The 20,547-nt window shown below is 70.3% G+C and carries 27 protein-coding genes; 14 read left to right on the top strand and 13 right to left on the bottom strand.

Annotated features, from left to right (window positions below; genetic code table 11):
• Position 1 precedes the first annotated feature (1 nt).
• The 4 genes from AC1DX8_RS05040 to AC1DX8_RS05025 form a co-directional block, all read right to left on the bottom strand.
• Positions 2 to 904, bottom strand: coding sequence for an aldehyde dehydrogenase family protein (locus AC1DX8_RS05040; RefSeq protein ID WP_477628820.1), 903 nt, complete (start codon positions 902 to 904; stop codon positions 2 to 4).
• Complete coding sequence (locus AC1DX8_RS05035) at positions 901 to 2,349, bottom strand: aldehyde dehydrogenase family protein (RefSeq protein WP_477628819.1); 1,449 nt, start codon at positions 2,347 to 2,349, stop codon at positions 901 to 903. The genes AC1DX8_RS05040 and AC1DX8_RS05035 overlap by 4 nt, the downstream gene beginning before the upstream one ends.
• 28 nt (positions 2,350 to 2,377) lie before the next feature.
• On the bottom strand, positions 2,378 to 3,394 hold the full coding sequence (gene deoC / locus AC1DX8_RS05030) for a deoxyribose-phosphate aldolase (RefSeq protein ID WP_477628818.1): 1,017 nt from the start codon (positions 3,392 to 3,394) through the stop codon (positions 2,378 to 2,380).
• Positions 3,395 to 4,367: 973 nt separating this feature from the next.
• Entirely contained in the window at positions 4,368 to 4,658 is a 291-nt protein-coding gene (locus AC1DX8_RS05025) for a hypothetical protein (RefSeq protein ID WP_477628817.1), read from the bottom strand.
• Between the two features lie 185 nt (positions 4,659 to 4,843).
• On the opposite strand from AC1DX8_RS05025, the gene AC1DX8_RS05020 reads away from it, so the two are divergent.
• The 10 genes from AC1DX8_RS05020 to AC1DX8_RS04975 all read left to right on the top strand — a co-directional run bounded on the left by AC1DX8_RS05020 (position 4,844) and on the right by AC1DX8_RS04975 (position 10,010).
• Positions 4,844 to 6,358 carry a recombinase family protein gene (locus AC1DX8_RS05020; RefSeq protein ID WP_477628816.1) on the top strand — a complete coding sequence of 505 codons (1,515 nt, stop codon included), beginning with the start codon at positions 4,844 to 4,846 and terminating at the stop codon, positions 6,356 to 6,358.
• A complete protein-coding gene (locus AC1DX8_RS05015) occupies positions 6,355 to 6,888 on the top strand; it encodes a hypothetical protein (RefSeq protein WP_477628815.1) in 534 nt (177 codons plus the stop codon). The genes AC1DX8_RS05020 and AC1DX8_RS05015 overlap by 4 nt, the downstream gene beginning before the upstream one ends.
• Before the next feature lie 337 nt (positions 6,889 to 7,225).
• The gene (locus AC1DX8_RS05010; RefSeq protein ID WP_477628814.1) at positions 7,226 to 7,384 is read left to right on the top strand and encodes a helix-turn-helix domain-containing protein; all 159 of its coding nucleotides are present in this window, start codon (positions 7,226 to 7,228) and stop codon (positions 7,382 to 7,384) included.
• Positions 7,381 to 7,566 (top strand): hypothetical protein, encoded by a 186-nt coding sequence (locus AC1DX8_RS05005; RefSeq protein ID WP_477628813.1) that lies wholly within the window; start codon positions 7,381 to 7,383, stop codon positions 7,564 to 7,566. The genes AC1DX8_RS05010 and AC1DX8_RS05005 overlap by 4 nt, the downstream gene beginning before the upstream one ends.
• Positions 7,563 to 7,799 carry a hypothetical protein gene (locus AC1DX8_RS05000; RefSeq protein ID WP_477628812.1) on the top strand — a complete coding sequence of 79 codons (237 nt, stop codon included), beginning with the start codon at positions 7,563 to 7,565 and terminating at the stop codon, positions 7,797 to 7,799. Before AC1DX8_RS05005 ends, AC1DX8_RS05000 begins: the two co-directional genes overlap by 4 nt.
• A complete protein-coding gene (locus AC1DX8_RS04995; protein ID WP_477628811.1) occupies positions 7,799 to 8,155 on the top strand; it encodes a hypothetical protein in 357 nt (118 codons plus the stop codon). Before AC1DX8_RS05000 ends, AC1DX8_RS04995 begins: the two co-directional genes overlap by 1 nt.
• Positions 8,156 to 8,310: 155 nt before the next feature.
• The gene (locus AC1DX8_RS04990; protein WP_477628810.1) at positions 8,311 to 8,595 is read left to right on the top strand and encodes a hypothetical protein; all 285 of its coding nucleotides are present in this window, start codon (positions 8,311 to 8,313) and stop codon (positions 8,593 to 8,595) included.
• Positions 8,592 to 8,903: a hypothetical protein gene (locus AC1DX8_RS04985; protein ID WP_477628809.1), complete on the top strand. Its 312-nt coding sequence runs from the start codon at positions 8,592 to 8,594 to the stop codon at positions 8,901 to 8,903. The genes AC1DX8_RS04990 and AC1DX8_RS04985 overlap by 4 nt, the downstream gene beginning before the upstream one ends.
• Positions 8,903 to 9,097, top strand: a complete 195-nt coding sequence (locus AC1DX8_RS04980) for a hypothetical protein (protein WP_477628808.1) — start codon at positions 8,903 to 8,905, stop codon at positions 9,095 to 9,097. The genes AC1DX8_RS04985 and AC1DX8_RS04980 overlap by 1 nt, the downstream gene beginning before the upstream one ends.
• A 103-nt stretch (positions 9,098 to 9,200) precedes the next feature.
• Positions 9,201 to 10,010, top strand: a complete 810-nt coding sequence (locus AC1DX8_RS04975; protein ID WP_477628807.1) for a phage major capsid family protein — start codon at positions 9,201 to 9,203, stop codon at positions 10,008 to 10,010.
• A 301-nt stretch (positions 10,011 to 10,311) separates the two neighbouring features.
• On the opposite strand, the gene AC1DX8_RS04970 is transcribed toward AC1DX8_RS04975, so the two are convergent.
• The gene (locus tag AC1DX8_RS04970; protein WP_477628806.1) at positions 10,312 to 10,548 is read right to left on the bottom strand and encodes a hypothetical protein; all 237 of its coding nucleotides are present in this window, start codon (positions 10,546 to 10,548) and stop codon (positions 10,312 to 10,314) included.
• Between the two features lie 329 nt (positions 10,549 to 10,877).
• Between AC1DX8_RS04970 and AC1DX8_RS04965 the strand changes: the two genes are divergently transcribed.
• Positions 10,878 to 11,240 (top strand): hypothetical protein, encoded by a 363-nt coding sequence (locus tag AC1DX8_RS04965; protein WP_477628805.1) that lies wholly within the window; start codon positions 10,878 to 10,880, stop codon positions 11,238 to 11,240.
• Positions 11,241 to 11,302: 62 nt separating this feature from the next.
• Here the strand turns inward: AC1DX8_RS04965 and AC1DX8_RS04960 are convergent, their stop codons facing one another.
• A complete protein-coding gene (locus AC1DX8_RS04960; RefSeq protein ID WP_477628804.1) occupies positions 11,303 to 11,665 on the bottom strand; it encodes a hypothetical protein in 363 nt (120 codons plus the stop codon).
• A 203-nt stretch (positions 11,666 to 11,868) separates the two neighbouring features.
• Here AC1DX8_RS04960 and AC1DX8_RS04955 point away from each other — a divergent pair, with 203 nt between their 5' ends.
• Positions 11,869 to 12,438 carry a hypothetical protein gene (locus AC1DX8_RS04955; RefSeq protein WP_477628803.1) on the top strand — a complete coding sequence of 190 codons (570 nt, stop codon included), beginning with the start codon at positions 11,869 to 11,871 and terminating at the stop codon, positions 12,436 to 12,438.
• A 32-nt stretch (positions 12,439 to 12,470) separates the two neighbouring features.
• Positions 12,471 to 12,782 carry an HNH endonuclease gene (locus tag AC1DX8_RS04950; RefSeq protein ID WP_477628802.1) on the top strand — a complete coding sequence of 104 codons (312 nt, stop codon included), beginning with the start codon at positions 12,471 to 12,473 and terminating at the stop codon, positions 12,780 to 12,782.
• Here AC1DX8_RS04950 and AC1DX8_RS04945 read toward each other — a convergent pair.
• Positions 12,736 to 13,113, bottom strand: coding sequence for a response regulator transcription factor (locus tag AC1DX8_RS04945; RefSeq protein WP_477628801.1), 378 nt, complete (start codon positions 13,111 to 13,113; stop codon positions 12,736 to 12,738). The genes AC1DX8_RS04950 and AC1DX8_RS04945 overlap by 47 nt on opposite strands.
• Positions 13,114 to 13,280: 167 nt before the next feature.
• Here AC1DX8_RS04945 and AC1DX8_RS04940 point away from each other — a divergent pair, with 167 nt between their 5' ends.
• On the top strand, positions 13,281 to 13,757 hold the full coding sequence (locus AC1DX8_RS04940) for a hypothetical protein (RefSeq protein ID WP_477628800.1): 477 nt from the start codon (positions 13,281 to 13,283) through the stop codon (positions 13,755 to 13,757).
• A gap of 33 nt (positions 13,758 to 13,790) precedes the next feature.
• Here the strand turns inward: AC1DX8_RS04940 and AC1DX8_RS04935 are convergent, their stop codons facing one another.
• From AC1DX8_RS04935 to AC1DX8_RS04910, 6 genes are all read right to left on the bottom strand, one after another.
• Positions 13,791 to 15,509: a phospho-sugar mutase gene (locus AC1DX8_RS04935; protein ID WP_477628799.1), complete on the bottom strand. Its 1,719-nt coding sequence runs from the start codon at positions 15,507 to 15,509 to the stop codon at positions 13,791 to 13,793.
• A gap of 14 nt (positions 15,510 to 15,523) precedes the next feature.
• Positions 15,524 to 16,375, bottom strand: coding sequence for a purine-nucleoside phosphorylase (locus AC1DX8_RS04930; RefSeq protein WP_477628798.1), 852 nt, complete (start codon positions 16,373 to 16,375; stop codon positions 15,524 to 15,526).
• A 115-nt stretch (positions 16,376 to 16,490) separates the two neighbouring features.
• Complete coding sequence (locus tag AC1DX8_RS04925) at positions 16,491 to 17,579, bottom strand: ABC transporter ATP-binding protein (RefSeq protein ID WP_477628797.1); 1,089 nt, start codon at positions 17,577 to 17,579, stop codon at positions 16,491 to 16,493.
• Complete coding sequence (locus AC1DX8_RS04920; RefSeq protein WP_477628796.1) at positions 17,576 to 18,424, bottom strand: ABC transporter permease; 849 nt, start codon at positions 18,422 to 18,424, stop codon at positions 17,576 to 17,578. The genes AC1DX8_RS04925 and AC1DX8_RS04920 overlap by 4 nt, the downstream gene beginning before the upstream one ends.
• Entirely contained in the window at positions 18,421 to 19,347 is a 927-nt protein-coding gene (locus AC1DX8_RS04915; protein ID WP_477628795.1) for an ABC transporter permease, read from the bottom strand. The genes AC1DX8_RS04920 and AC1DX8_RS04915 overlap by 4 nt, the downstream gene beginning before the upstream one ends.
• Positions 19,340 to 20,476 (bottom strand): ABC transporter substrate-binding protein, encoded by a 1,137-nt coding sequence (locus tag AC1DX8_RS04910; protein ID WP_477628794.1) that lies wholly within the window; start codon positions 20,474 to 20,476, stop codon positions 19,340 to 19,342. Before AC1DX8_RS04910 ends, AC1DX8_RS04915 begins: the two co-directional genes overlap by 8 nt.
• Positions 20,477 to 20,547 lie beyond the last annotated feature (71 nt).

Genomic DNA, 20,547 nt, shown 5'->3' with positions numbered 1-20,547 from the left:
GTCAGCGACCCTTGGGGTGCCAGACCGTCTTGGTCTCGAGGAACGCCGTGATCCGCCACAGGTCGGGGGTGCGCGACCAGTCCGGCTCGACTGCCTCCGACCCCTCGCCCGCCGGGCGCACGACCCGCTTGAGGTTCTCGGCCGAGGCCAACTCGAGGTCGCCCCAGCTCACGCCCTCGGCATCGGCGGCGCCGGTGAGGTCGATGGCGTTGACGTCACGGTGCGACGCGAGCCACGGCGCCACCTCGGCCGTGCGCCCGGTGATGAGGTTGATGACCCCACCCGGGACGTCGGAGGTGGCGAGCGCCTCGGACAGCGTGATGGCCGGCAGGGGACGCAGCTCGCTGGTGAGGACGACCGCTGTGTTGCCGGAGCAGATCACCGGGGCCAGCACGGACACCAGCCCGAGCAACGAGGAGCGCTGCGGCGCCAGCACGGCGACGACGCCGGTGGGCTCCGGAGCGGAGATGTCGAAGTACGGCCCCGCGACCGGGTTGAGCCCGCCGAGGACCTGCGCGAGCTTGTCGGTCCACCCGGCATACCAGACCCAGCGGTCGATGGCCTGCGAGACGATCGTCTCGGCACGACGTTCGGCGACGCCTTCGCTGGCGCGCACCTCGGCGACGAACTGGGCCCTGCGGCCCTCCATCACCTCGGCGACGCGGTAGAGCACCTGGCCCCGGTTGTATGCCGTGGCGCCGGCCCAGCCCGCGAACGCTCCGCGTGCGGCGACGACCGCGTCACGGGCGTCCTTGCGCGAGCCCTGGGCGGCGTTGGCGAGGAACCTGCCGCGGCCGTCCACGACCTCGTAGGAACGACCCGACTCCGAGCGCGGGAACTTGCCGCCGATGTAGAGCTTGTAGGTCTTGCGCACGTCGACGCGTGCCTCGGCCGTGGGGCTCACTTGCTGTCTCCCGTCGTGACGTAGGCGGAGAGGCCGTGGCGGCCACCCTCCCGCCCGTAGCCGGACTCCTTGTAGCCACCGAAGGGGCTGGTCGGGTCGAACTTGTTGAAGGTGTTGGCCCAGACGACGCCGGYCCGGAGCTGGTCGGCCATCCAGAGGATGCGCGAGCCCTTCTCGGTCCAGATGCCTGCGGACAGGCCGTAGGGGGTGTTGTTGGCCTTGGCGACCGCCTCGTGCGGGGTGCGGAAGGTCAGGACGGACAGCACCGGTCCGAAGATCTCCTCCTGCGCGATGCGGTGGGTCTGGCTGACCCCCGTGAAGACCGTCGGGCGGAACCAGAACCCCTTGCTCGGCAGCTCGCAGCCGTTGTCCCAGCGCTCGGCGCCCTCGGCCTCGCCGGCGGCGGTGAGGTCGACGATCCGCTGCAGCTGGGCCTTGGAGTTGATCGCGCCCACGTCGGTGTTCTTGTCGAGCGGGTCGCCGACGCGCAGCGTCTCGAGGCGGCGCTTGAGCCGCTTCTCGACGTCGGCCGCGATGTTCTCCTGGACCAGCAGACGAGACCCGGCGCAGCAGACGTGACCCTGGTTGAAGAAGATGCCGTTGACGATGCCCTCGACGGCCTGGTCGAGCGGGGCGTCGTCGAAGACGATGTTGGCCGCCTTGCCGCCCAGCTCGAGGGTGGCCTTCTTGCGGGTGCCGGCGATCGAGCGGGCGATCATCTTGCCGACGCCGGTGGAGCCGGTGAAGGCCAGCTTGTCGATGTCGGGGTGGTCGACGATGGCCTGCCCTGTGGCGCCGGCACCCGTGATGATGTTGACGACACCCGGCGGCAGGTCGGCCTGCTGGACGACCTCGGCGAAGAGGAGCGCGGTCAGCGGCGTGGTCTCGGCCGGCTTGAGGACGACGGTGTTGCCGGTGGCCAGGGCGGGCGCGATCTTCCAGGCCAGCATGAGGATCGGGAAGTTCCAGGGGATCACCTGGCCCACGACGCCGTGCGGCCGCGGGTTGGTGCCGAGGCCGGCGTAGTCGAGCTTGTCGGCCCAGCCCGCGTGGTAGAAGAAGTGCGCCGCAGCCAGGGGCACGTCGACGTCGCGGCTCTCCTTGATCGGCTTGCCGTTGTCGAGGCTCTCCAGGACGGCGAACTCGCGGGCCCGCTCCTGCAGGATGCGGGCGATGCGGAAGAGGTACTTGCCGCGGTCGGCGCCGGACATCCGGCCCCAGACACCGTTGTAGGCACGACGGGCGGCGGCGACCGCGCGGTCGACGTCGGCGTCGCTCGCCGAGGTGACCTCGGCGAGGACCTCCTCGGTGGCGGGGCTGATGGTCTTGAAGGCGGAACCACCCTGCGACTCGGTGAACTCACCGTTGATGAACAACCCGTAGGAGGGCTTGATGTCGACGACGGCGCGGGACTCCGGCGCCGGTGCGTACTCGAACTTGGCCATGGCTTCAGGTTCCTCGAATTCGCAGGTGTCAGTAGAGGCTGGGGGAGTCGTCGGTGACGTAGTCGGCGCCGGAGTAGGCGCCGATCGCCATCCGCTGGCGTTGCAGGAGGAGGTCGTTGAGGAGGCTGGAGGCGCCGAACCGGAACCAGTGTGGGTCGAGCCAGTCGTCGCCGGCGATCTCGCTGACCGTGACGAGGAACTTGAGCGCGTCCTTGCTGGTGCGGATGCCGCCGGCCGGCTTCACGCCCACCATCTCGCCGGTCAGGTCGCGCCAGTCGCGGACGGCCTCGAGCATGATCAACGTGACCGGGAGGGTGGCCGCGGGGGAGACCTTGCCGGTGGAGGTCTTGATGAAGTCGCCGCCGGCCAGCATCGAGAGCCAGGACGCCCGCCGCACGTTGTCGTAGGTGACCAGCTCGCCGGTCTCCATGATGACCTTGAGCCGGGCGCGGCTGCCGTCGGTGCGGACGCAGGCCTCGGCCACCTCGGCGATCTCGCGGAAGACCGTGAGGTAGTCGCCGGACAGGAACGCGCCCCGGTCGATGACCATGTCGATCTCGTCGGCTCCGGCGGCCACGGCGTCGCGGGTGTCGGCCAGCTTGACCGGCATGAGCGCCCGGCCGCTCGGGAAGGCCGTGGCAACCGAGGCCACCTTCACGCCGCTCTGCCCGAGGGCCTCCTTGGCGGTGGGGACCATGTCGCCGTAGACGCAGATGGCCGCGGGCCGAGGCGTCGACGGGTCGGTGGGATCGGGCGTGATCGCCTTCGCGCACAGGCCGCGCACCTTGCCCGGGGTGTCGGCGCCCTCCAGCGTCGTGAGGTCGATCATCGACACCGCGAGGTCGATGGCCCACGCCTTCGAGGTCGTCTTGATCGAGCGGGTGCCCAGACCTGCAGCACGTGCCTCGCACCCCACCTGGTCGACCCCCGGGAGTCCGTGCAGCCAGCTGGTGAGGGCTGCGTTGGTCAGGCGGGAGACGCCGAGGAGATCGCGCGCCCTGGCCGTCGCGTCGACGGAGGGGGCCGCAGCTGTGGGGGTGCTCACCGAGTAATCCTATCGGTGTCCCAGCATGTGGTCAGTCTCGAGGTTGCGCGGCTGACGGGTGGCTGCGACTGTCAGTCAGCAGGGCCGGAGCCCCGCGTGACGGTCGCGGTGTGGGTGGCGCCCGAGTCGTGGTGTCAGTGCCTGGGGCAGGCCCCCGAGGTGGCGACGCCCTGTGACGCGCCTCGGTGTTTCCTGTGGACGGTGCGGACGGCGGGCTTCGGATGTGGACAGAGGGTGCCGTGACGATGCCGTATCTCGTTGCGGTGCAACAGTTTTCGTGCGTATGGGTTGTCAGACCCTGTCTGTAGGTTGGTTGCATGTCCGGGGGGATGTCGTTCGAGGAGCGTCGCGTGGCGGTGCTGGCGGCGTGTGCCGCGTTGACCGGGGTGGACGAGTCCTGGTGGGCGGCAGGCGGTGCCGACCTCGGGTCGCTGATGGGTGCGTTGGACGAGCTGGCCGTGCGGGTCGACGCGGCGCGGGTGCAGCTGCTGGCCGAGGCGGTGGACCGGGGTGAGGCCGGGGCGGGTCGCGGGGGTGCGCACGCGTGGCTGCTGGACCACTGCCCGTCGCTGCGGGCGGGCGGGTCCGCGCGGGTGGTGCGGTTGGCCGAGGCCGCCGCGGATGACCGGTATGCCGCGGTGACAGCGGCCGTCCGCGAGGCGCGGGTGCCGCTGGTGACCGCGGCGGTGGTGGTGGAGGAGTTCGACCGGTTGGCGCCCCGCCTGGCCGACGGTGCGGAGGGGCCGGTGCTGGCCGGGCTGGTCGACGTCGCGTCGTGGGGCCGCCCGAAGGACGTGCGCGGGCTCCGGGAGCGCCTGGTCGCCAGGTATGGGGCGCTCGGAGAGCTCCAGGCCGAGCAGGACCGGGCGTGCGAGGCGCGGTCGTTGTCGCAGCCGTTCGCCGACGGGACCGGGTTGTTCGAGTACACGATGGTCGTGGACGCCGAGGCCAAGGCGGTCATCGAGGCGGCGGTTCAGGGGCTGTCCGCGCCCCGCCCCGCGCAGGGTGAGCCGGACCGGCGCCCGTCGGGGCAGCGGCGGCTGGAGGCGTTGCTGGAGGTGGTACGGCGTGGCGTGGCGTCCGCGGGCGGGGTGGCCACGACCCCGAAGGCCGAGCTGTTCGTGACGGTGACCCTCGACGACCTCGTCGCCCGGACCAACGCCGCGACCGTGTTCGCCTCCGGGGAGGCCGGGGCGCTGCTCGCCCCCGAGACCGCCCGGCGGATCGCGTGCGACGCCGGGATCGTGCCGGTGGTGCTGGGCAAGGACGGTCAGGTCCTTGACCTGGGCCGCCGGTTCCGGCTGTTCACCTCAGCGCAGCTGCGGGCGTTGTGGTTGCGGGACGATGGGTGCACGTTCCCGGACTGTTCGGTCCCGGCGTCGTGGTGCGACGGGCAGCACATACCCTCTGAAAGTGGTTTGATTGAACCACCGAGAGGAGCAGGGAGACATGGCACAGAAGCGAGCGGCGATCTACTGCCGGATCAGCGACGACCGGCGCGGCACGGAGGCGGGTGTCACGCGCCAACGCGAGGACTGTCTGGCACTGGTCGAGCGCGAGGGCTGGACGCTGGCGAGCGACGACCCTCACGACACCTTCACCGACAACGACATCAGCGCCTACAGCGGGAAGGTGCGCCCGGCGTACGCGCGGCTGGTGAACGCCATCAAGGCGGGCGAGGTGGACGTGGTGGTGGCGTGGCACCCGGACCGGCTGCACCGGTCGGTGCGCGAACTGGAGGACTGGATCGACTTGCAGGAGGCGACCCGCACCAAGGTCGTCACCGTGAAGGCCGGCGAGTGGGACCTGTCCACTGCGGCCGGGCAAACCATTGCACGCATCCTCGGCGCGGTAGCGCGAGGCGAGTCGCAACAGAAGGCCGAGCGGGTGCGGCGGGCGATGCTTCAACGCGCTGAGCAAGGGAAGGTGCACGGTGCGCTGCGGACCTATGGCTACGCAGGGCGGCGCAACGACGACGGCACGCACACGCTCGAGGTGGTGCCGGAGGAGGCGGCGGCCATCCGCGAGGCGGCGCRCCGGGTGCTGGCCGGTGAGGCTTTGCTGTCGGTGGTGAAGGACTTCAACGCGCGCGGCATCCCCAGCCTGCGCGGAGGGCAGTGGTCGCGGAGCACGCTGCGCGGGGTGCTGGTGAGTGCCCGGGTCGCCGGGTGGCGCGAGCACACGCCGGGACGGACGAACGACAACCAGCAGGGATCCCTGTGGCGGGGCGGCGAGTTCGTCGCCAAGGCCGAGTGGAAGGGCATCCTGACGCGCCAGCAGGTCGAGCGGCTGCGCCGGACCCTGACCGACCCTGCGCGGGCGCGCAAGGCCTCTGGTCGTACCTACCTGCTGTCCGGCGGACTGGCTGTGTGCGGGGTGTGCCAGACGCCGATGCGTGGCCGCCCGACGCGCGACGGAAAGCGTGAGTACGCCTGCACCGCTGCGCCGGTCGGCAAGGGCTGCGGCGGGGTCAGCGTCAAGGCCGAAGCTCTGGAGGCGTACGTGGTCAGGCTGGTGCGGGCTGCGGTCGAGTCCGGTGAGGTGACGGAGCGGCTGCGCGTGGGCAGTGGTGACGTGGACGAAGCCGTGGCGCTTGTGTCCGCGCTGGAGACGGACTTGTCGTCTTTGAGCGAAGACTTCGGCCATGGCCGGATCAGCCGGGCGGAGTGGATGGCCGCACGCGAGCCGCTGACGGCACGACTGGAGTCCGCGCGGCGCGACCTGGCACGACGCGACGGCGCGGAGTCGCTGGCGCTGGTGTCCGGCGGAGTCACGGCATGGGATCGACAGTGGCGCGCGGCGCAGCGCGCCGACCTGCTCGAGAAACAACGGGCCATGTTGCGCGCGATGGTCGCCGGGGTCGCCATCGCTCGCGGTGTGCCGGGTCGCGCGCGATGGAAGGACGCCGAAGGCAACTGGCAGACCTTCGACCCTGACCGGGTGAGTCTCGACTGGCGCGCATGACGCGGCAGGAGCCACTGTGGCGCGCTGGCAGCGGCCTCTCCGGCCCGGACTCCTCAGACCCGCTGCGCGCCCCGCTGGCGGGCTGTATGCGCTGCTGTGCGGTGGCCTGCCCGATACGACGCCACGACCGCTACTACGACCTGTGGCGGCAGTGCTGGCACGACCACGACAGGGACGACGCCCACGCGCTGGGACGGCACCACTGGTGCCTGCCGGGCGACGCGCGGCCCCTGCCCGACGATGACCCGCACGCGCTGTGCGCCGACCACCACGACACGGCAAACGCCTGCCACTGGGCTGGGCGCTGGAGGGCGGCTGCGCTGGCACTGGCCGCGACCTTGCCCGGGGCGCGGCCACTCGGGGTGGTCCTGCTCGACCCCGTGCGCGGGCCCGGTCCGGGTCCTCGCATACCGGGTACGCGAGGACCCGGACCGGGCCCGGACCCACGCAGGCCGAGGTCGAGTGACGAGACGATGGCGGGGGCCAAGGCGCGTGCAGTCGTCGTGTGCCGTCTGGCTCACATCCACTGACGTACCAACGGTTTCCACTCACGCCCTCACGCGTTGCCACGTGAGGCACCACGTTGCTACGCTGGCCGCGTTGTGCGGGGGGTTCAACCCGAGTCTGGACGTGCGTGAGCAGGTTGCCACGTGACGGATCCGGTGGTTACGCTCGCCGCACCATGCGGGGAGTGACCCTGCAACCCAAGCCCTGACGGCATCGCCGGTCGGGGCTTTTTCTTTGCCCGCGTCCGCTCTGGCCGGGCCGACATCACCATCCATCGAGCGCCTGTCTCCCCGTGGGGCCGGGCGCTTTGTCATGCCCGGAAAGGGAACTCGTATGACACAGGGGACAACACCACGAGCCGTGGATCGTCGCGAGGCCGCCGCCATGCTGGGGCTGGGACTCACGACGCTCGACCACCTGATCCGCCAGTCGCGGCTGCCGGTGGTCCGGATCGGCCGTCGCGTGCTGGTGCCAGTGCACGGCATCGAGGCGCTGCTGCGGGGAGAGATGCGGTCATGAGCGGTGCCGTGCACCCACACGACCGCCCAGGCGGGCCGGCCGATGGCCTGACGGATGACGAAATTCGTCGCCGCTGCATCGCGTCCCGCGCGGCGCAGGGTCTTCCGCCGACGGTGCAGGACGGTGCAGCGCTGGACCGTCTCGTGGCACTGCTGCGCGACGACGAGGCAGCCCTGGCATGAGCCCGGACACGAGAAGGGCCGCCCCGGACAGGCGGCCCCAGAACTCACAAGAGGACGTAGCAGGCGCAACGCTACTCGACCCCACGGACGCCGACTACTACGCCGCGCTGCTCGCGTGGGCGCGACCGCTGCTCGACATGGACCGTCGCCGCGACGAAGCCGCGCGACGGGCGACCCCGCTGGGTGACGGGCGGCGCGACCCCTTCGGGGCCGTGACCGATGGGCGCTCCTGATGACGTGGGCGAAGATTCCTGACGAGTTCCCTGACATGTGCGCCTCGGTGGACCTGAGCGACGCCGCCTTCCGGACTCACGTGGAGGCGCTGTGCTGGGTCATGCGCCGCGAGAACGGGGGCTTCATCACCGACCGCGACGTGCGCCGGTTCGGCGAGTCCAAGGACGTGAACCGGGCCGTCTCCGAGCTGCTCGCCACGGGCTTCTGGCGCACTGCCGTCGGTGGCTACACCGTCATGGCCCTCATGGAGCACCAGCCCGAGCCCGAGGTGATCCGAGCCAGACGCCGGAACGACGCCACGCGCCAGCGACGCAGGCGCAGGAAGGCTGCCGGGCTATCGGACGAGGAGTCGTAATCACCGGTGTCACGGCGTGACACCCCACGTGACCATCCGCGTGACCCGGTACGGGTCGGTCAGGTTCGGGACGGGGTCACCTCTACTACGGAACTACGCCTAGAAGAACAGGAAGAAGAGACCGCAGAGTATTCGTGGTCGGCGGGGCCGGGCGCGTGACTGGCGACGTGCACGTCTACGCCACGGCTCGGACCCGATATGCCCTGCTGGTCATGGACCGACCAGAGGGCTACGGCTGGCTACGGGCCCACGGGTTCCCCGCGTTCTGGTGCCGCAAGCGACAGGGGTTTCTCCTGCGTCCGACCGCTCTGCCGGACCTGCGCGCGATGTGCCAGTACGAGGGCATCGCGACGACCGAGCACAACGCCAGCGGCCCGCGACAGGCCGCGATCCGCAGACACCACGCAACGCACCGACACACGACGAGGAGAACTGCATGACGAACACGGACAACCCCACGGTGGAGGCCCGCATGGCGGACCTGTCGGCAGCCTGCGCAGCGGTTGTGACGTACCAGCGAGGCGACCGGGCTGGGACGGCCACGGCCATGAGTGCCATCCCGAAAGCCCGATCCGGCGAGACGCTGCTCGCGCTCGCCGTCCTCCTCGTGGACCAAGTCGCACGAGCCGCCGGGCTGCCGTGGGACGCGGTCATGAGCGGCGTCATGGCCGCGCTGCTCGACCCCGACGAGCGGGCCTTCGTCGGCCTCGGGGTCCAGTTCGCCAGCGACGACAGCGATCAGGGCTGATGGCTGCCCGGGACGAGCGGTACCGCCAGCAGCGCGACAGGTACCGGCGCGCCCTGGTGGAGGTGGCAGCCGTGTCCGTCGTGGGCGGCATCAGCGCCGTGGCCGACTTCCTGCCCACCGAGCCCGGTCTTCGGGCCGAGGTGCAGCAACGGGCGCGTGATCTGGCGCGTGAAGTGGACCGGCTGTCTCGTTAACGGGCAGAATGAGCGCAGGGCCGTGCTGATCTGAGCCGCCCGGTCAGGCCGCGAGCGTCGAGCCGCGTGCAGACGAAAGCTTCGTCTGCACAGGTGGCTCGAAATGCCTATCAGTACAACCTCTTTCAGCGGCAACGCCTTCCCTACAGAGGTGTTCGCTCCTATCTTGAATCGCGGCCTTTCCGGGGCTCGGTTCTTCGATTCGCTCACCCGCCGCGATATCGGCGGCAACTCCGCCACGTTCCCCACTGTGGACCCCTCCGGGTTCGACTGGGTGGCCGAACTCGGCGTCATCCCCGAGGTCACGCCCGGGGACTCCTCGTCGGTGGTCGCGCCAGCCAAGATGGCCGGCAACATCCTGCTGTCGAACGAGTCGCTGGCGGACAACACGTTCGACCTCGCGGCCGGCATCGGGGACGCGATCAAGGGCTCCATGGGCCCCGCCGTGGACACCGGGTGCCTGTACGGCGGTGCCGCCTCGGAGGAGCCGGACGGCGTGTATGCCGCCCTGTCGAACGTCGCGGGCTCGACTCTGCGCGCTGCGGTGATCGCCGCCGCCGCCGAGATCATGGGATCCGGGGGCGACCCCAACACGGTGTTCGTCACGCCGAGCATGTGGGCCGAGGAGATGTCCCGCGAGACGGCGGGAGGACCGGTCAACACCGGGGCCGACCTGACGATCGCCGGGCTGCGCGCTGTGGTCGTGCCCAGCCTCGCGGCGGGCAACGGCATCGTGGCCGACACGACCCGCTGCTACGGCGTGGTCCGGCAGGACTTCCGCGCCGAACTCAACACCCAGTCCGACCAGGCGTGGAGCCGCGACGGGGCGCAGCTGCGCGTCATCGCCCGACTGGCCGCCGTCATCCCGGCACCAGTCAGCGCGGCCCGTTCGCTCACCGTGGACGCCGCGTAAGGACTCGACAAGGCTTCCGACCTTCAAGGGGTCGGGAGGCCCGGCCCATCCGTGGGTCGAGCACAGGTGGTGGGGCTAGGGCCCGGTGCTGGCGCGTTTCATGTCCGCGTCAGCACCGGGTTACCCGACGCTGACCCGTCGGTGGGCTTCCGTAACGACATCACCGTCGTCCGGGCTGTCGGCGGGTTCGGTTTCGGGTTTCTATATCCGAGCGCCGTCGCACGGATCAGCGACGAGGCCTAACCAGAACGGCAAGGTCTGATCGACAGCGGCTGCCCATTCGAGCACTCAGGCTACTCGGCTAGTCAGGTACTCCGAGGTCATCACGAGCCTGCCTGATGAACCGATCGAGGGACTCCTGCACCCGACGTGTGGGCATCTCGGCACTCGTCCCGCTGTACGACATCAGGTTCTCGAACATCTCCTCGGCTATGGCGTCTGCCTCAACCGAACCAAAGACCTTGACCCTTGAGAGCGTGTTGTACAGCGAGGAGAAGAACTCGAAGTCTGGCTCGTCTCCTGCCACATTCATGGCCACGACCGTGTCGTAGTCCCGATGGAATGCTGAGGAGAACTCCGCATACGCATCCCGTCGTTGCTGCCTTGCCCAGACGGCCTGCTCGTGTTCACGGTCTCGGCCTTCCCGGGCTACCGCGGCGCTCGCCCCACCACTGCCCGAGGAAGCCGCCCCCGAGGGCAAGAACGCCGCCGAGGGCGGTCGGTGCGAGCGTCGACCAGTCCATGGCGATCATGCTGCCGTCCGGCTCCGGGAGGCGTGGGCCGACACGCCTGTCAGGGGCAAGCACTATCGCCGGAAACGCGCTCTCATGCCGATGTGCGTGCGATTAGTCGGGCATGATGACGGCCATGGCAGACGGCTGGCCGGACCGATCCGAGGTTAATCAAGCCTGGCGCGAGGTGATCGCAGGTGCACGCAGCAGGGAGAGCGTGCATGACTGGTCAGTCCCTTGGGTGGAGGGGCATCTCGCCCCCGGACCTGCGTCGGACCTGATGGTCAGCAATGGCCTGCAATACCTGCACGGCCTCGACCTATCGACCCGCGATGTCGACGGATTACGCCGGTACATGTTCGATGATCTCGAGGTGGTCGTGCGCTATGAGGCCTGGCTCGCGCGATGCAGTGACTATGACCAGAACCCAGAAAGCTGGTCACGATGCCAGAAGGAACTTGCGCGCAAGGCTATCGCCGCCGAGCGTGACAAGCCCTGACCCTCAGACGTCCGCTTCTGCCGCGGGTAGAGCGCGATCCTGCCGATGTGGCGCGCGGCCCGTCACGTCGCAGGGGGAACCACCTCGAGCACCTCGGCGTGGCCGACCACGCGCGAGCCTTCAAGCATCGTGAGGCGCAGCCCAGACGCGATGCGAGGCCAGTACGCCGGCGCCAAGGGATGCAGTCGAACCACGGTCTCCTCGCCGGGAGCCATCCATCGGCCAGGGCCGGACTCGATGGTCAGCGGCGCGTCATGCGAGTCGCGATGGACCTCCGGCGGAAAGGCCCAGTGTGACCGGTACCCCGAGGCAATCGGAGTCTGGCGCCCACCCTCCTGTGTCGAAACTAGACGCAGACGCGCCCTGATGTAGCCACCGTCGTGCTCTCCAGCAGTCCAGCGCTCGTGCTCCGACTCGATGTCCACGGGCTGATTCTGTCGCACGCTCATGCCGCGATCCGCGCCGGGCCGGAACCCTCAACCACTACGTGAGGGTTGCGTCTGCCACAACCTGCGGCCGCACGGAAACGCTTGACCGGGGGTTCGCTGGCCTTCGCCCGCATGATCTCACCCCCCACCCCTTGGCGAGTCGTGGCCGCGTGCGGCGCTCGACGGGTCATCATCGACGGGTGACATCGCATGACCTGATGCGCAGCGCCGCACTCGACGCCCTCGACCGACTCCACGGGGTGGCCTGGCACAACGACATCGAGTCCTTCTACGCGCCCCTCAGCGAGACGCTGGTGTGGATCACGGCACTGGCTGACGCGATGGACAAGATCGAGGAGCCGAAGTACTCCGGGGTCGCCTACGCCCGGAACTGTGTCCTGCACGGGTTTGTGGTTGTTGCGGCGGTCCACGAGCAAGGGCCTTGGAGCCGGAGTCCTCTGCTGGGTGATGTCCCGCGCTTCACCGGCAGAGCCACGGCACGAATCTGGGGCTTCACCGACGATCCCGAGCCCCACGACCCAACGTGTGGGAAGCCCGAGCGCAACAAGAAGCGCCGGGGCGACTACAACACGCACGTCGCAGGGCACTCGGTCTTCCCGATGGTGGACGCACTGATGCTCGACCTTGGAGTGAACATCTGGATCAAGCAGGACGGTCTCCTGCCTCGGCGCGAACCACGCCGCGCCAGTTGTCCGCCCGGCTACATCCCCCTGCGAGACGGCGACGAGTTTCTCGAGACACGCCCCTGACCTGCGAGAATGTCCGCATACTTTGCGGACGCATGTGCCACCACCTGCACCACTGGGCCGATGGTGGCGCCACCGACCTGGGCAACGCCGCGTTGTTGTGCGGGCGGCACCACACGATCGTGCACCGCAAGGGCTACCACGCGGAACTGGTCAACGGGCGAGTTGTCTGGCACCTGACCGTCGGCGCCTACGACCACTGGCTCACCACCCGCCACGCCACAGCCGCCGACCGGATGGCTGACGTCGTCGACGAGCCGGCATGCCGAGCGGACGCTGGGCCACTCCCGCCACGGGCCGCTACCCGCGGCTGGCGCCCTTGGCCGTCAGGGACTGGACCCGACTGACCAGCTCGCGGCCGCGAAACGGCTTGACCATGTAGTCATCAGCTCCTGCGGTGAAGGCCTGGCCGATGTCGTCCTCCTGGGCCTTGGCGGTGAGCATCAGGACGGGGACGTCCTTGCCTCGTGGGTCCGCCCGGATGGCCCGGCACACCTCCAGCCCGCTCAGCCCCGGCATCATCCAGTCCAGGATCACCAGGTCGAGCTGCTGGGACAGTGCGGCGCCCAGCCCGGTGTCGCCGTTGTCCTCGACGACGACGTCGTAGCCGACCCGGCTCAGCAGGGCGACCACGAGGTCCTGGATGTCCACGTCGTCCTCGACCACGAGAACCTTCATCGGTGATCCCTCCCGAGCGGATCGTCGCGAGCCGCAGCTGATCTGTCGGGACGCCTGCCCCGCACCCTACGGGGGCTGACCCGAATGACGGTGCACTCCGGCGTCGTGCAGGTGCGCGACACCGCGCCACGTTGCCGAATCGTCCCATGTGGGGCAGTCTCACCCGCGTGGACCGCGTCGAGTTCGTGCAGCTCAGGGCAGCGATGACGGTCAACCTCCCGCCGGCCTCCGGTGCCCTGACCGCCGACGCCGCGTCCACGCTGCGCCGTCGGCTGGTGTCGAGTGTCATGTTTGCCCAGGTCGAGGTGGAGGCGACGGAGGATCCCGAGCGCCTGCTCATCGCCATGGTCCGGTTCCGGCCCGGCACGCCTGAACGTCAGGTGGCCAGCTTCCTCGAGGCGGTCTGGATCACCGAGCTGCGCCTGGACGGTCTGGACGTCTTCAACTTCCTCGTCGAGGACGGCCACGTCGAGTTCGAAGCCGTCACCGGAGACCAGCAGTCCGGCTACTTCCTCAGCCTGCAGCTGATCGCCGTCAGGGGCGAAGCCCGGGACTTCGAGGACAGGCCGGACTCCGCGACCCAGCCTCCCGGCGACCCGGAGACGGACCCCGGGCAGACCCGGAAGCGGTTCTGGCGGAAGTAGTGGGGTGGTGGTCACGCCAGCGAGCTCGCCTGGTCAGACCCGGGTGAGGTCCTCCATGGCCGCGCGGATGCCGGCCAGCCTGTCCGCGGCGACGTTGCGGGCCGCCTTGAGGTCGGAGGACACCGGCTCGATGACCTCGAGGTAGACCTTCAGCTTCGGCTCGGTGCCTGACGGGCGCACGATGATCCGGGAGTCGTCGGCGAGGTAGTAGCGCAACCCGTCGGTGGGCGGCAGTTCCTCGCTGCCCTCGGCCAGGTCGTCGGCGCGCGAGACCGCGGTGCCCGCGACGTGGGCTGGCGGGTTCTCGCGCAACCGGGTCATGACGGTGCCGATGAGGGACAGGTCGGCGACCCGCACCGAGAAGGAGTCGGTGGCGTGGACCCCGTGCGCCACCGCGAGGTCGTCGAGCAGGTCGGTCAGCGAACGCCCCTCGGCCTTGAGGGTCGCCGTCATCTCGGCCACGACCAGGGCGGCGCTCACCCCGTCCTTGTCACGCACGTGCCGTGGGTCGACGCAGTAGCCGAGGGCTTCCTCGTAGCCGTACCGCAGTCCCTCGACGCGCGAGATCCACTTGAAGCCGGTCAGGGTCTCCTCGTGCCGCACCCCGGCTGCCTTGGCCATCGCTGCGAGCAGCCGCGACGACACTATCGAGTTGGCGAAGACGTCACCGTCGGCGACGCCCCGCGCGAGGATGTGCGCGCCGAGCAGCGCACCCACCTCGTCGCCGCGCAGCATCCGCCAGCCACCGGGGCCGGGCACCGCGACGGCGCACCGGTCGGCATCGGGGTCGTTGGCGATGACCACGTCGGGTCCGGTCTGCTCGGCGAGCTCGAGCGCCGCGTCCATCGCCCCCGGCTCCTCGGGGTTGGGGAAGTGCACGGTCGGGAACGCCGGGTCGGGCTGGGCCTGGCTCTCGACGGGGATCGGCGCGGCATACCCGGCCCGGACGAAAGCCTTCGCGACAGTTGCCGAACCAACGCCGTGCAGGGCCGTGTGGACCACCGTGACGTCGCGAGGGGTGTCGGCAGCCACGACGGTGACGACGTCGTCGAGGTAGGCCTCGAGCACGTCGTCACCCAGCGTCTCCCAGCCGTCATCGGCGAGGGGGACGTCAGCGACGGCGACGACCCGCGCGATCTGGGTCGCGATGCCGGCGTCAGACGGCGGCACGATCTGCGACCCGTCCCCCAGGTAGACCTTGTAGCCGTTGTCCTCGGGCGGGTTGTGGCTCGCGGTCACCATCACGCCGGCATCGGCGCCGAGGTAGCGGATCGCGTACGCCAGCACAGGGGTCGGCAGTGGTGAGGGCAGGATCGCGGCGCGCCCACCCGCTCCCAGCACGACGGCCGCGGTGTCACGGGCGAACACGTCGGAGTTGCGTCGGGCGTCGAAGCCCACCACCACGAACGGTTCCGGCTTGCTCGCCGTGAGGTATGCCGTGAGGCCGGCTGCCGCGCGGATGACCACCGAGCGGTTCATCCGGTTGGGGCCGGCGCCGAGGGCGCCGCGGAGCCCTGCGGTCCCGAACTCGAGCATGCCGGAGAACCGGTCGGCGAGGTCGTCGAGGGCGTCCTGGTCGCCGGTCTTGGCGTGGGCGAGCAGCTCGCCGAGCTCCACCCGGGTCTCGTGGTCGGGGTCGTCGTCCACCCAGGCCTGGGCGGCGTCGACCAGCTCCTGGGCGTGCTCGCGGGCCCTGGCCTCGGGGCTGGCAGGTGAGTCGGCTCCGCGGCCGTGCCGCGCGGCATACGTCATGGCGTGGCTCCTTCTCAGATGGTCGCGACGACGGCGGCGAGGAGCTTTCCGCACCGTTCGGCGGCAGCCTGGCCGGCTTCCATGACCTCCTCGTGGGACAGCGGCTGGTCGCTGATCCCGGCGGCGAGGTTGGTGACGAGCGAGATGCCGAGGACCTCGAGGCCGGACTGGCGGGCTGCGATGGCCTCCAGCGTGGTCGACATGCCGACCAGGTCGCCGCCGAGCACCTTGGCCATCTGCACCTCGGCCGGGGTCTCGTAGTGGGGGCCCCGGAACTGCACGTAGACGCCCTCGTCGAGCCCGGGGTCGACCGCCCGTGCGAGCGCGCGCAGCCTCGGGGAGTAGAGGTCGGTGAGGTCGACGAAGTTGGCGCCCTCGATGGGGGACGTCGCCGTGAGGTTGAGGTGGTCGCTGATCAGCACGGGGGTGCCGGGCCGCCACGCGGGGTTGATCCCGCCGCAGCCGTTGGTCAGCACGATGGTCCTGCAGCCGGCTGCTGCGGCGGTGCGGACGGCGTGCACGACGGCGCGGACGCCCTTGCCCTCGTAGAAGTGGGTGCGCGTGCCGTAGACGAGCGCCCTGCGGCCGGTGTCGGCGATCGCCACGGAGCGCATCGTGCCGCTGTGCCCCGCCACCGCGGCCTTCGCGAAACCCGGGACGTCGGCGTTGTCGATCGTCGCCAGGGTCTCGCCGATGCGGTCACCGGTCTGGCCCCACCCCGAGCCGAGGACGAGCGCGACGTCGTGGCGGTCGGTGCCGCTGCGCTCGGCGATCACCGCGGCGGCGGCCCTGGCCACCTCGAACGGGTCGGTCGCCGGGTCGGCCAGGTCGGGGATGCCCACGGACGGGCTGCTCTGCTCGCTCACTCCCGAAGACTACCGACGCCGCGACCGGGCGGCGACGGCGACGGAGCGGACGGTCGCGATCGTCGGGAACGTCCCCCCTGCACCGCCGAGGACGCCGACTCAGTCCTGCGCCGACTCAGTCCTGCGCCGACACGGCCAGGGCCGGTTCGCCGGTGGGACGAACGGTCACCCGCGCGCCGGGGGAGTATCCGCCCACGGAGCTGCTGGGCACTTGGACGATGGCCCGACTGCCGTCGGCGAGGGCAACGACGACCCGGCCGTGCGCCCCCAGGAAGCTCACGCTCGTCACGGTGTGGGCACCGCTCGGGTCTGCCTGGACCACCAGGTGCTCGGGCCGCACCAGCACCGTCACGGGTCCCGAGCCCGCCGAGCCGTCGAGCAGGGGCACCGAGTGGCCGAGGACGGTCGCTGCCTTCGCATCGGCTTCTCCCGCAAGCCGGTTGGTGACCCCGACGAAGTCGGCCACGAAGTCGTTGACCGGCCGCGAGTAGAGCTCCTCGGGAGCAGCGATCTGTTCGAGGCGGCCGCTGCGCATGACGCCGACCCGGTCGGCGACGGCCAGTGCCTCCTCCTGGTCATGGGTGACGAACAGGGTGGTGGTGCCCACCTCGAGCTGGATGCGACGGATCTCGTCGCGCAGCTGCACGCGGACCTTGGCATCGAGCGCGGACAGCGGCTCGTCGAGGAGCAGCACCTGCGGCTCGATCGCCAGAGCCCGGGCCAGGGCGACGCGCTGCTGCTGGCCCCCGGACATCTGGTGGGCGAACCGGTCGGCCTGCGTGGACAGCCCGACGAGCTCGAGCATCTCGGCGGCGCGGGCGCGCCGCTGCTGCCCGGACTGGCGGCGCAGCTGCAGGCCGAACTCGACGTTCTGTCGCGCCGTCATGTGCGGGAACAGGCTGTAGGCCTGGAACACCATGCCGAGGTCGCGCTTGTTGGTGGGCACCCGGGTCAGGTCCTTGCCGTCGACCTCGATCCGACCTGCGTCGGGGTCCTCCAGCCCCGCGAGGCAGCGCAGCGCCGTGGTCTTGCCGCACCCCGAGGGCCCCAGCAGGGCGACCAGCTCGCCCGGGGCCAGTCGCAGGGTGAAGTCGTCGAGCGCCTGGATCGGGCCGTAGCTGCGGCCCAGGCCGGTCAGCTCGACCGCCACCCCTCGCGGGCCACTGGCGGCGGTCTGGTCGGCTGTCGTGGGGGCGGCGGTCATGAGAGCTCCTTGCGGGGGCGCCGCAGTCGGGCCAGCGGTGAGGTCGCGCTACGGGCGCCGCCGACGAAGGACATCGCGAACAGGATGACGAAGGCGAACACGAGCGAGGCCAACCCGACGGCGACGGAGATCTGCGAGTCCGACTTGCCGATGAGGTACATGGCCACCTGGAGGTTGGTGCGGCTGAACAGGTTCGCGATGGTGAACTCCCCGAGCGTCAGGGCCACGGCGAGGAACGACGCGGACAGGACGGCCGTGCGCAGGTTGGGCAGGATCACGCGCAGGATGACCGTGGTCCAGCTCGCCCCCAGCGAGCGGGCCGCCTCGCTGAGGGTGCGGACGTCGATGGCCCGCAGGCCCGCGTCCAGCGCGCGATAGGCGTAGGGAAGCACCAGCACGACATAGGCGAAGGCCAGCCAGATCGCGTTGCCGCCGAGGAAGTAGGTGACCCAGGCGTACACGGGGGTGAGCCCGACGACCAGCACGATGGCGGGGACCGTGAGGGGCAGCAGGCAGAGGAACTCGACCGTGCGGCTGAGCCCCGGAAGGCGAAGGCGCACCCACGTCATCGTCGGCACCAGCAGCAGCAGCATGATCACGACGGTGAGCACGGCCAGCCCCATCGACGCGATGAAGCCGGCCTTCAGGTCGGGATAACGAGTCGCGATCGCGCCCAGGTCGAACAGCTGCGACCACGTCGCCGCGCTGCGCTTGCCGGTCACGTCGCGGGTGGTGAACTCGAGCATGGCGAGCAACGGCAGGCCGAAGAAGACCAGCGTCAGGGTGACGACGACCCAGCGGAAGACGTTCTGGCGGCGCCGCATCGCGGCGCGCTGCCCGCTCACCGGACCAACCACTTCGACGCGCGCCGGTCCAGCACGGCATACGCGGTCATGACGACGGCGACCACGACGACCATCTCGAGCGCCATTGCCTTCCCCACGCCCTCCTGGCCCAGCACGACCTCGGAGGTGAAGGTGCCTCCGATCTGGAGCGGCAGCAGGGGCGCGCCCTGCGAGACGAGCGCGGCCGCGGTGGCGTAGGCCGAGAACGCGTTGGTGAACAGCAGCAGCAGTGCGCCGATGAAGGACGGCATGAGGATCGGGCCGGCGACCTTGCGCCAGTAGAGGAAGGTGCTGCCACCGAGGGTCTCGGTCGCCTCCCGCCACTGGGGGCGCAGTCCCTCGACCGCGGGCAGGAAGACGATGAGCATGAGGGGCACCTGGAAGTACAGGTAGACGAGCATCAGGCCCTTGTCCCACTCGTACAACCAGAGCCCACCGCTGGTGCCGAGGACCCTGGTGAGGAAGCCCTGGGCCGAGAAGGTCGCCAGGAACGCGAAGGCGAGGGCGACCCCGCCGAACTGCGCCAGGACGCCGCACAGCGAGGTGACGAAGCGCTTGAGCACGCCGGTCGGGGAGGCAGTCGACACGGCATACGCGAGGATCGCGCCGAGCACGGCACCGGCCAGGGCGGTCACGGCGGAGAGCACCACCGAGTGCCACAGGGCGGAGGTGACGGCCGGTTCGCCCAGGGCGCGGAGGTTGCCCAAGGTGGGGCGGCCACCGCTGATGAACGCCCCGATCACCACGACCAGCGCGGGGATGACGAGGAAGACCATGACGTAGGCGAAGAACGGGACGACGCCCAGCAGGGCGCCCGACGGCCGGAGGCCACCGAGCGCCCTGACGCGTCGAACGCCAGCTGCCGGGGTGTCAGCCCCCTGGCCGCCAGCCCCCTGGCCGCCAGCCCCCTGGCCGTCAGCCAATGGCGTTGGCCCATTCCTTGGTGAGGTAGGCCTTGGCGGTGTCGGAGTCGGCCGGGCTCGGGACGACGGGCGTGCCGCTCACGGCGGGCAGCGCTGCAGCGGCCGTCGCGTCGAGCGTGCCGGCCTTCTTCATGTCGTCGAACCGGACCGGGCGGGCGCCGCCCTTGAGCCACAGGTTCTGGCCCTCGTCGGAGTAGAGGAACTCCTGCCACAGGCGAGCGGCCGCCGGGTGCGGGGCGTCCTTGTTGATGGCCTGCACGTAGTAGCCGGCCACGACCGCGTTGTCGGGGACGTAGACCTTCCAGGTCGGGACCTTGGCGGTCTGCGCGGCGTTCAGGTAGTCCCAGTCGATGACGACCGGGGTCTGGCCGGAGGCGATCGTCGCAGGCGTCGGGTCGACCGGGATGAAGTTGCCGGCGGCCTTGAGCTGCTTGAAGAAGTCGACGCCCTTGGCGACGTCACCCGCGGTGCCACCGCTGGCGATGGAGGCCATCTGCACCCCGGCGAAGGCAGCGCCGGCCTTGGTCGGGTCGCCGTTCAGGGCCACCTTGCCCTTGAAGGCGGGCTTGAGCAGGTCGGCGAACGCCGTGGGGGTGGGGACCTTGGAGGAGTCGTAGCCGACGGACATGTAGCCGCCGTAGTCGTTGACCCACGTGCCGTTCGCGTCCTTGAGGTCTGCGGGGACCGAGTCGAACTTCTCGACCTTGTAGGGAGCGAACATCGCGGTGTTGGCGGACGCGACCGCGGCACCGAGGTCGAACACGTCGGGGGCGCTGGCCTGCCCCTTGAGCCGGGAGGCAGCCGAGATCTCGTCGGCGCTGCTCGCGTCGGGCTGGGCGCTGGTGACCTTGATGCCGTACTTGGTGCCGAACGCGCTGATGATGGCGCCGTAGTTCGCCCAGTCCGGGGGCAGCGCGATCACGTTGAGGGTGCCTTCCTTCTTCGCCGCGGCGACCAGGGCGTCCATGCCCCCGAGGTCCTTGGCCGAGGTGGCGGTCTTGGCCTTGTCGGCGCCGCCGCCCGAGCTGCCGGAGCCGCTGTCGGACGGGGGAGAACAGGCGGCGACGGCGAGGGAGGCGGCTGCTGCGACGACGGCGAGGAGTGCCGTGTGGCGGGGACGAACTGTCATGTGTGTTCCATCCTGACTGTGAGCCCGTCCGACGGGCGGCTTCGTGCTGTGGAAATGCTGGTGTCGACGCG

The organism is Pedococcus sp. P2_A3 (assembly GCF_056405035.1).
The sequence above is the reverse complement of the archived record's forward strand: the minus strand, read 5'-3'. Positions and strand labels throughout refer to the sequence as shown.

Bases quoted from the DNA above. Each gene is read 5' to 3' on its own strand.
- AC1DX8_RS05015 (WP_477628815.1), top strand. From the start codon at position 6,355: ATGACGCGGCAGGAGCCACTGTGGCGCGCTGGCAGCGGCCTCTCCGGC.
- AC1DX8_RS05005 (WP_477628813.1), top strand. From the start codon at position 7,381: ATGAGCGGTGCCGTGCACCCACACGACCGCCCAGGCGGGCCGGCCGAT.
- AC1DX8_RS05000 (WP_477628812.1), top strand. From the start codon at position 7,563: ATGAGCCCGGACACGAGAAGGGCCGCCCCGGACAGGCGGCCCCAGAAC.
- AC1DX8_RS04995 (WP_477628811.1), top strand. From the start codon at position 7,799: ATGACGTGGGCGAAGATTCCTGACGAGTTCCCTGACATGTGCGCCTCG.
- AC1DX8_RS04985 (WP_477628809.1), top strand. From the start codon at position 8,592: ATGACGAACACGGACAACCCCACGGTGGAGGCCCGCATGGCGGACCTG.
- AC1DX8_RS04980 (WP_477628808.1), top strand. From the start codon at position 8,903: ATGGCTGCCCGGGACGAGCGGTACCGCCAGCAGCGCGACAGGTACCGG.
- AC1DX8_RS04975 (WP_477628807.1), top strand. From the start codon at position 9,201: ATGCCTATCAGTACAACCTCTTTCAGCGGCAACGCCTTCCCTACAGAG.
- AC1DX8_RS04965 (WP_477628805.1), top strand. From the start codon at position 10,878: ATGGCAGACGGCTGGCCGGACCGATCCGAGGTTAATCAAGCCTGGCGC.
- AC1DX8_RS04950 (WP_477628802.1), top strand. From the start codon at position 12,471: ATGTGCCACCACCTGCACCACTGGGCCGATGGTGGCGCCACCGACCTG.
- AC1DX8_RS04945 (WP_477628801.1), bottom strand. From the start codon at position 13,113: ATGAAGGTTCTCGTGGTCGAGGACGACGTGGACATCCAGGACCTCGTG.
- AC1DX8_RS04935 (WP_477628799.1), bottom strand. From the start codon at position 15,509: ATGACGTATGCCGCGCGGCACGGCCGCGGAGCCGACTCACCTGCCAGC.
- AC1DX8_RS04925 (WP_477628797.1), bottom strand. From the start codon at position 17,579: ATGACCGCCGCCCCCACGACAGCCGACCAGACCGCCGCCAGTGGCCCG.
- AC1DX8_RS04910 (WP_477628794.1), bottom strand. From the start codon at position 20,476: ATGACAGTTCGTCCCCGCCACACGGCACTCCTCGCCGTCGTCGCAGCA.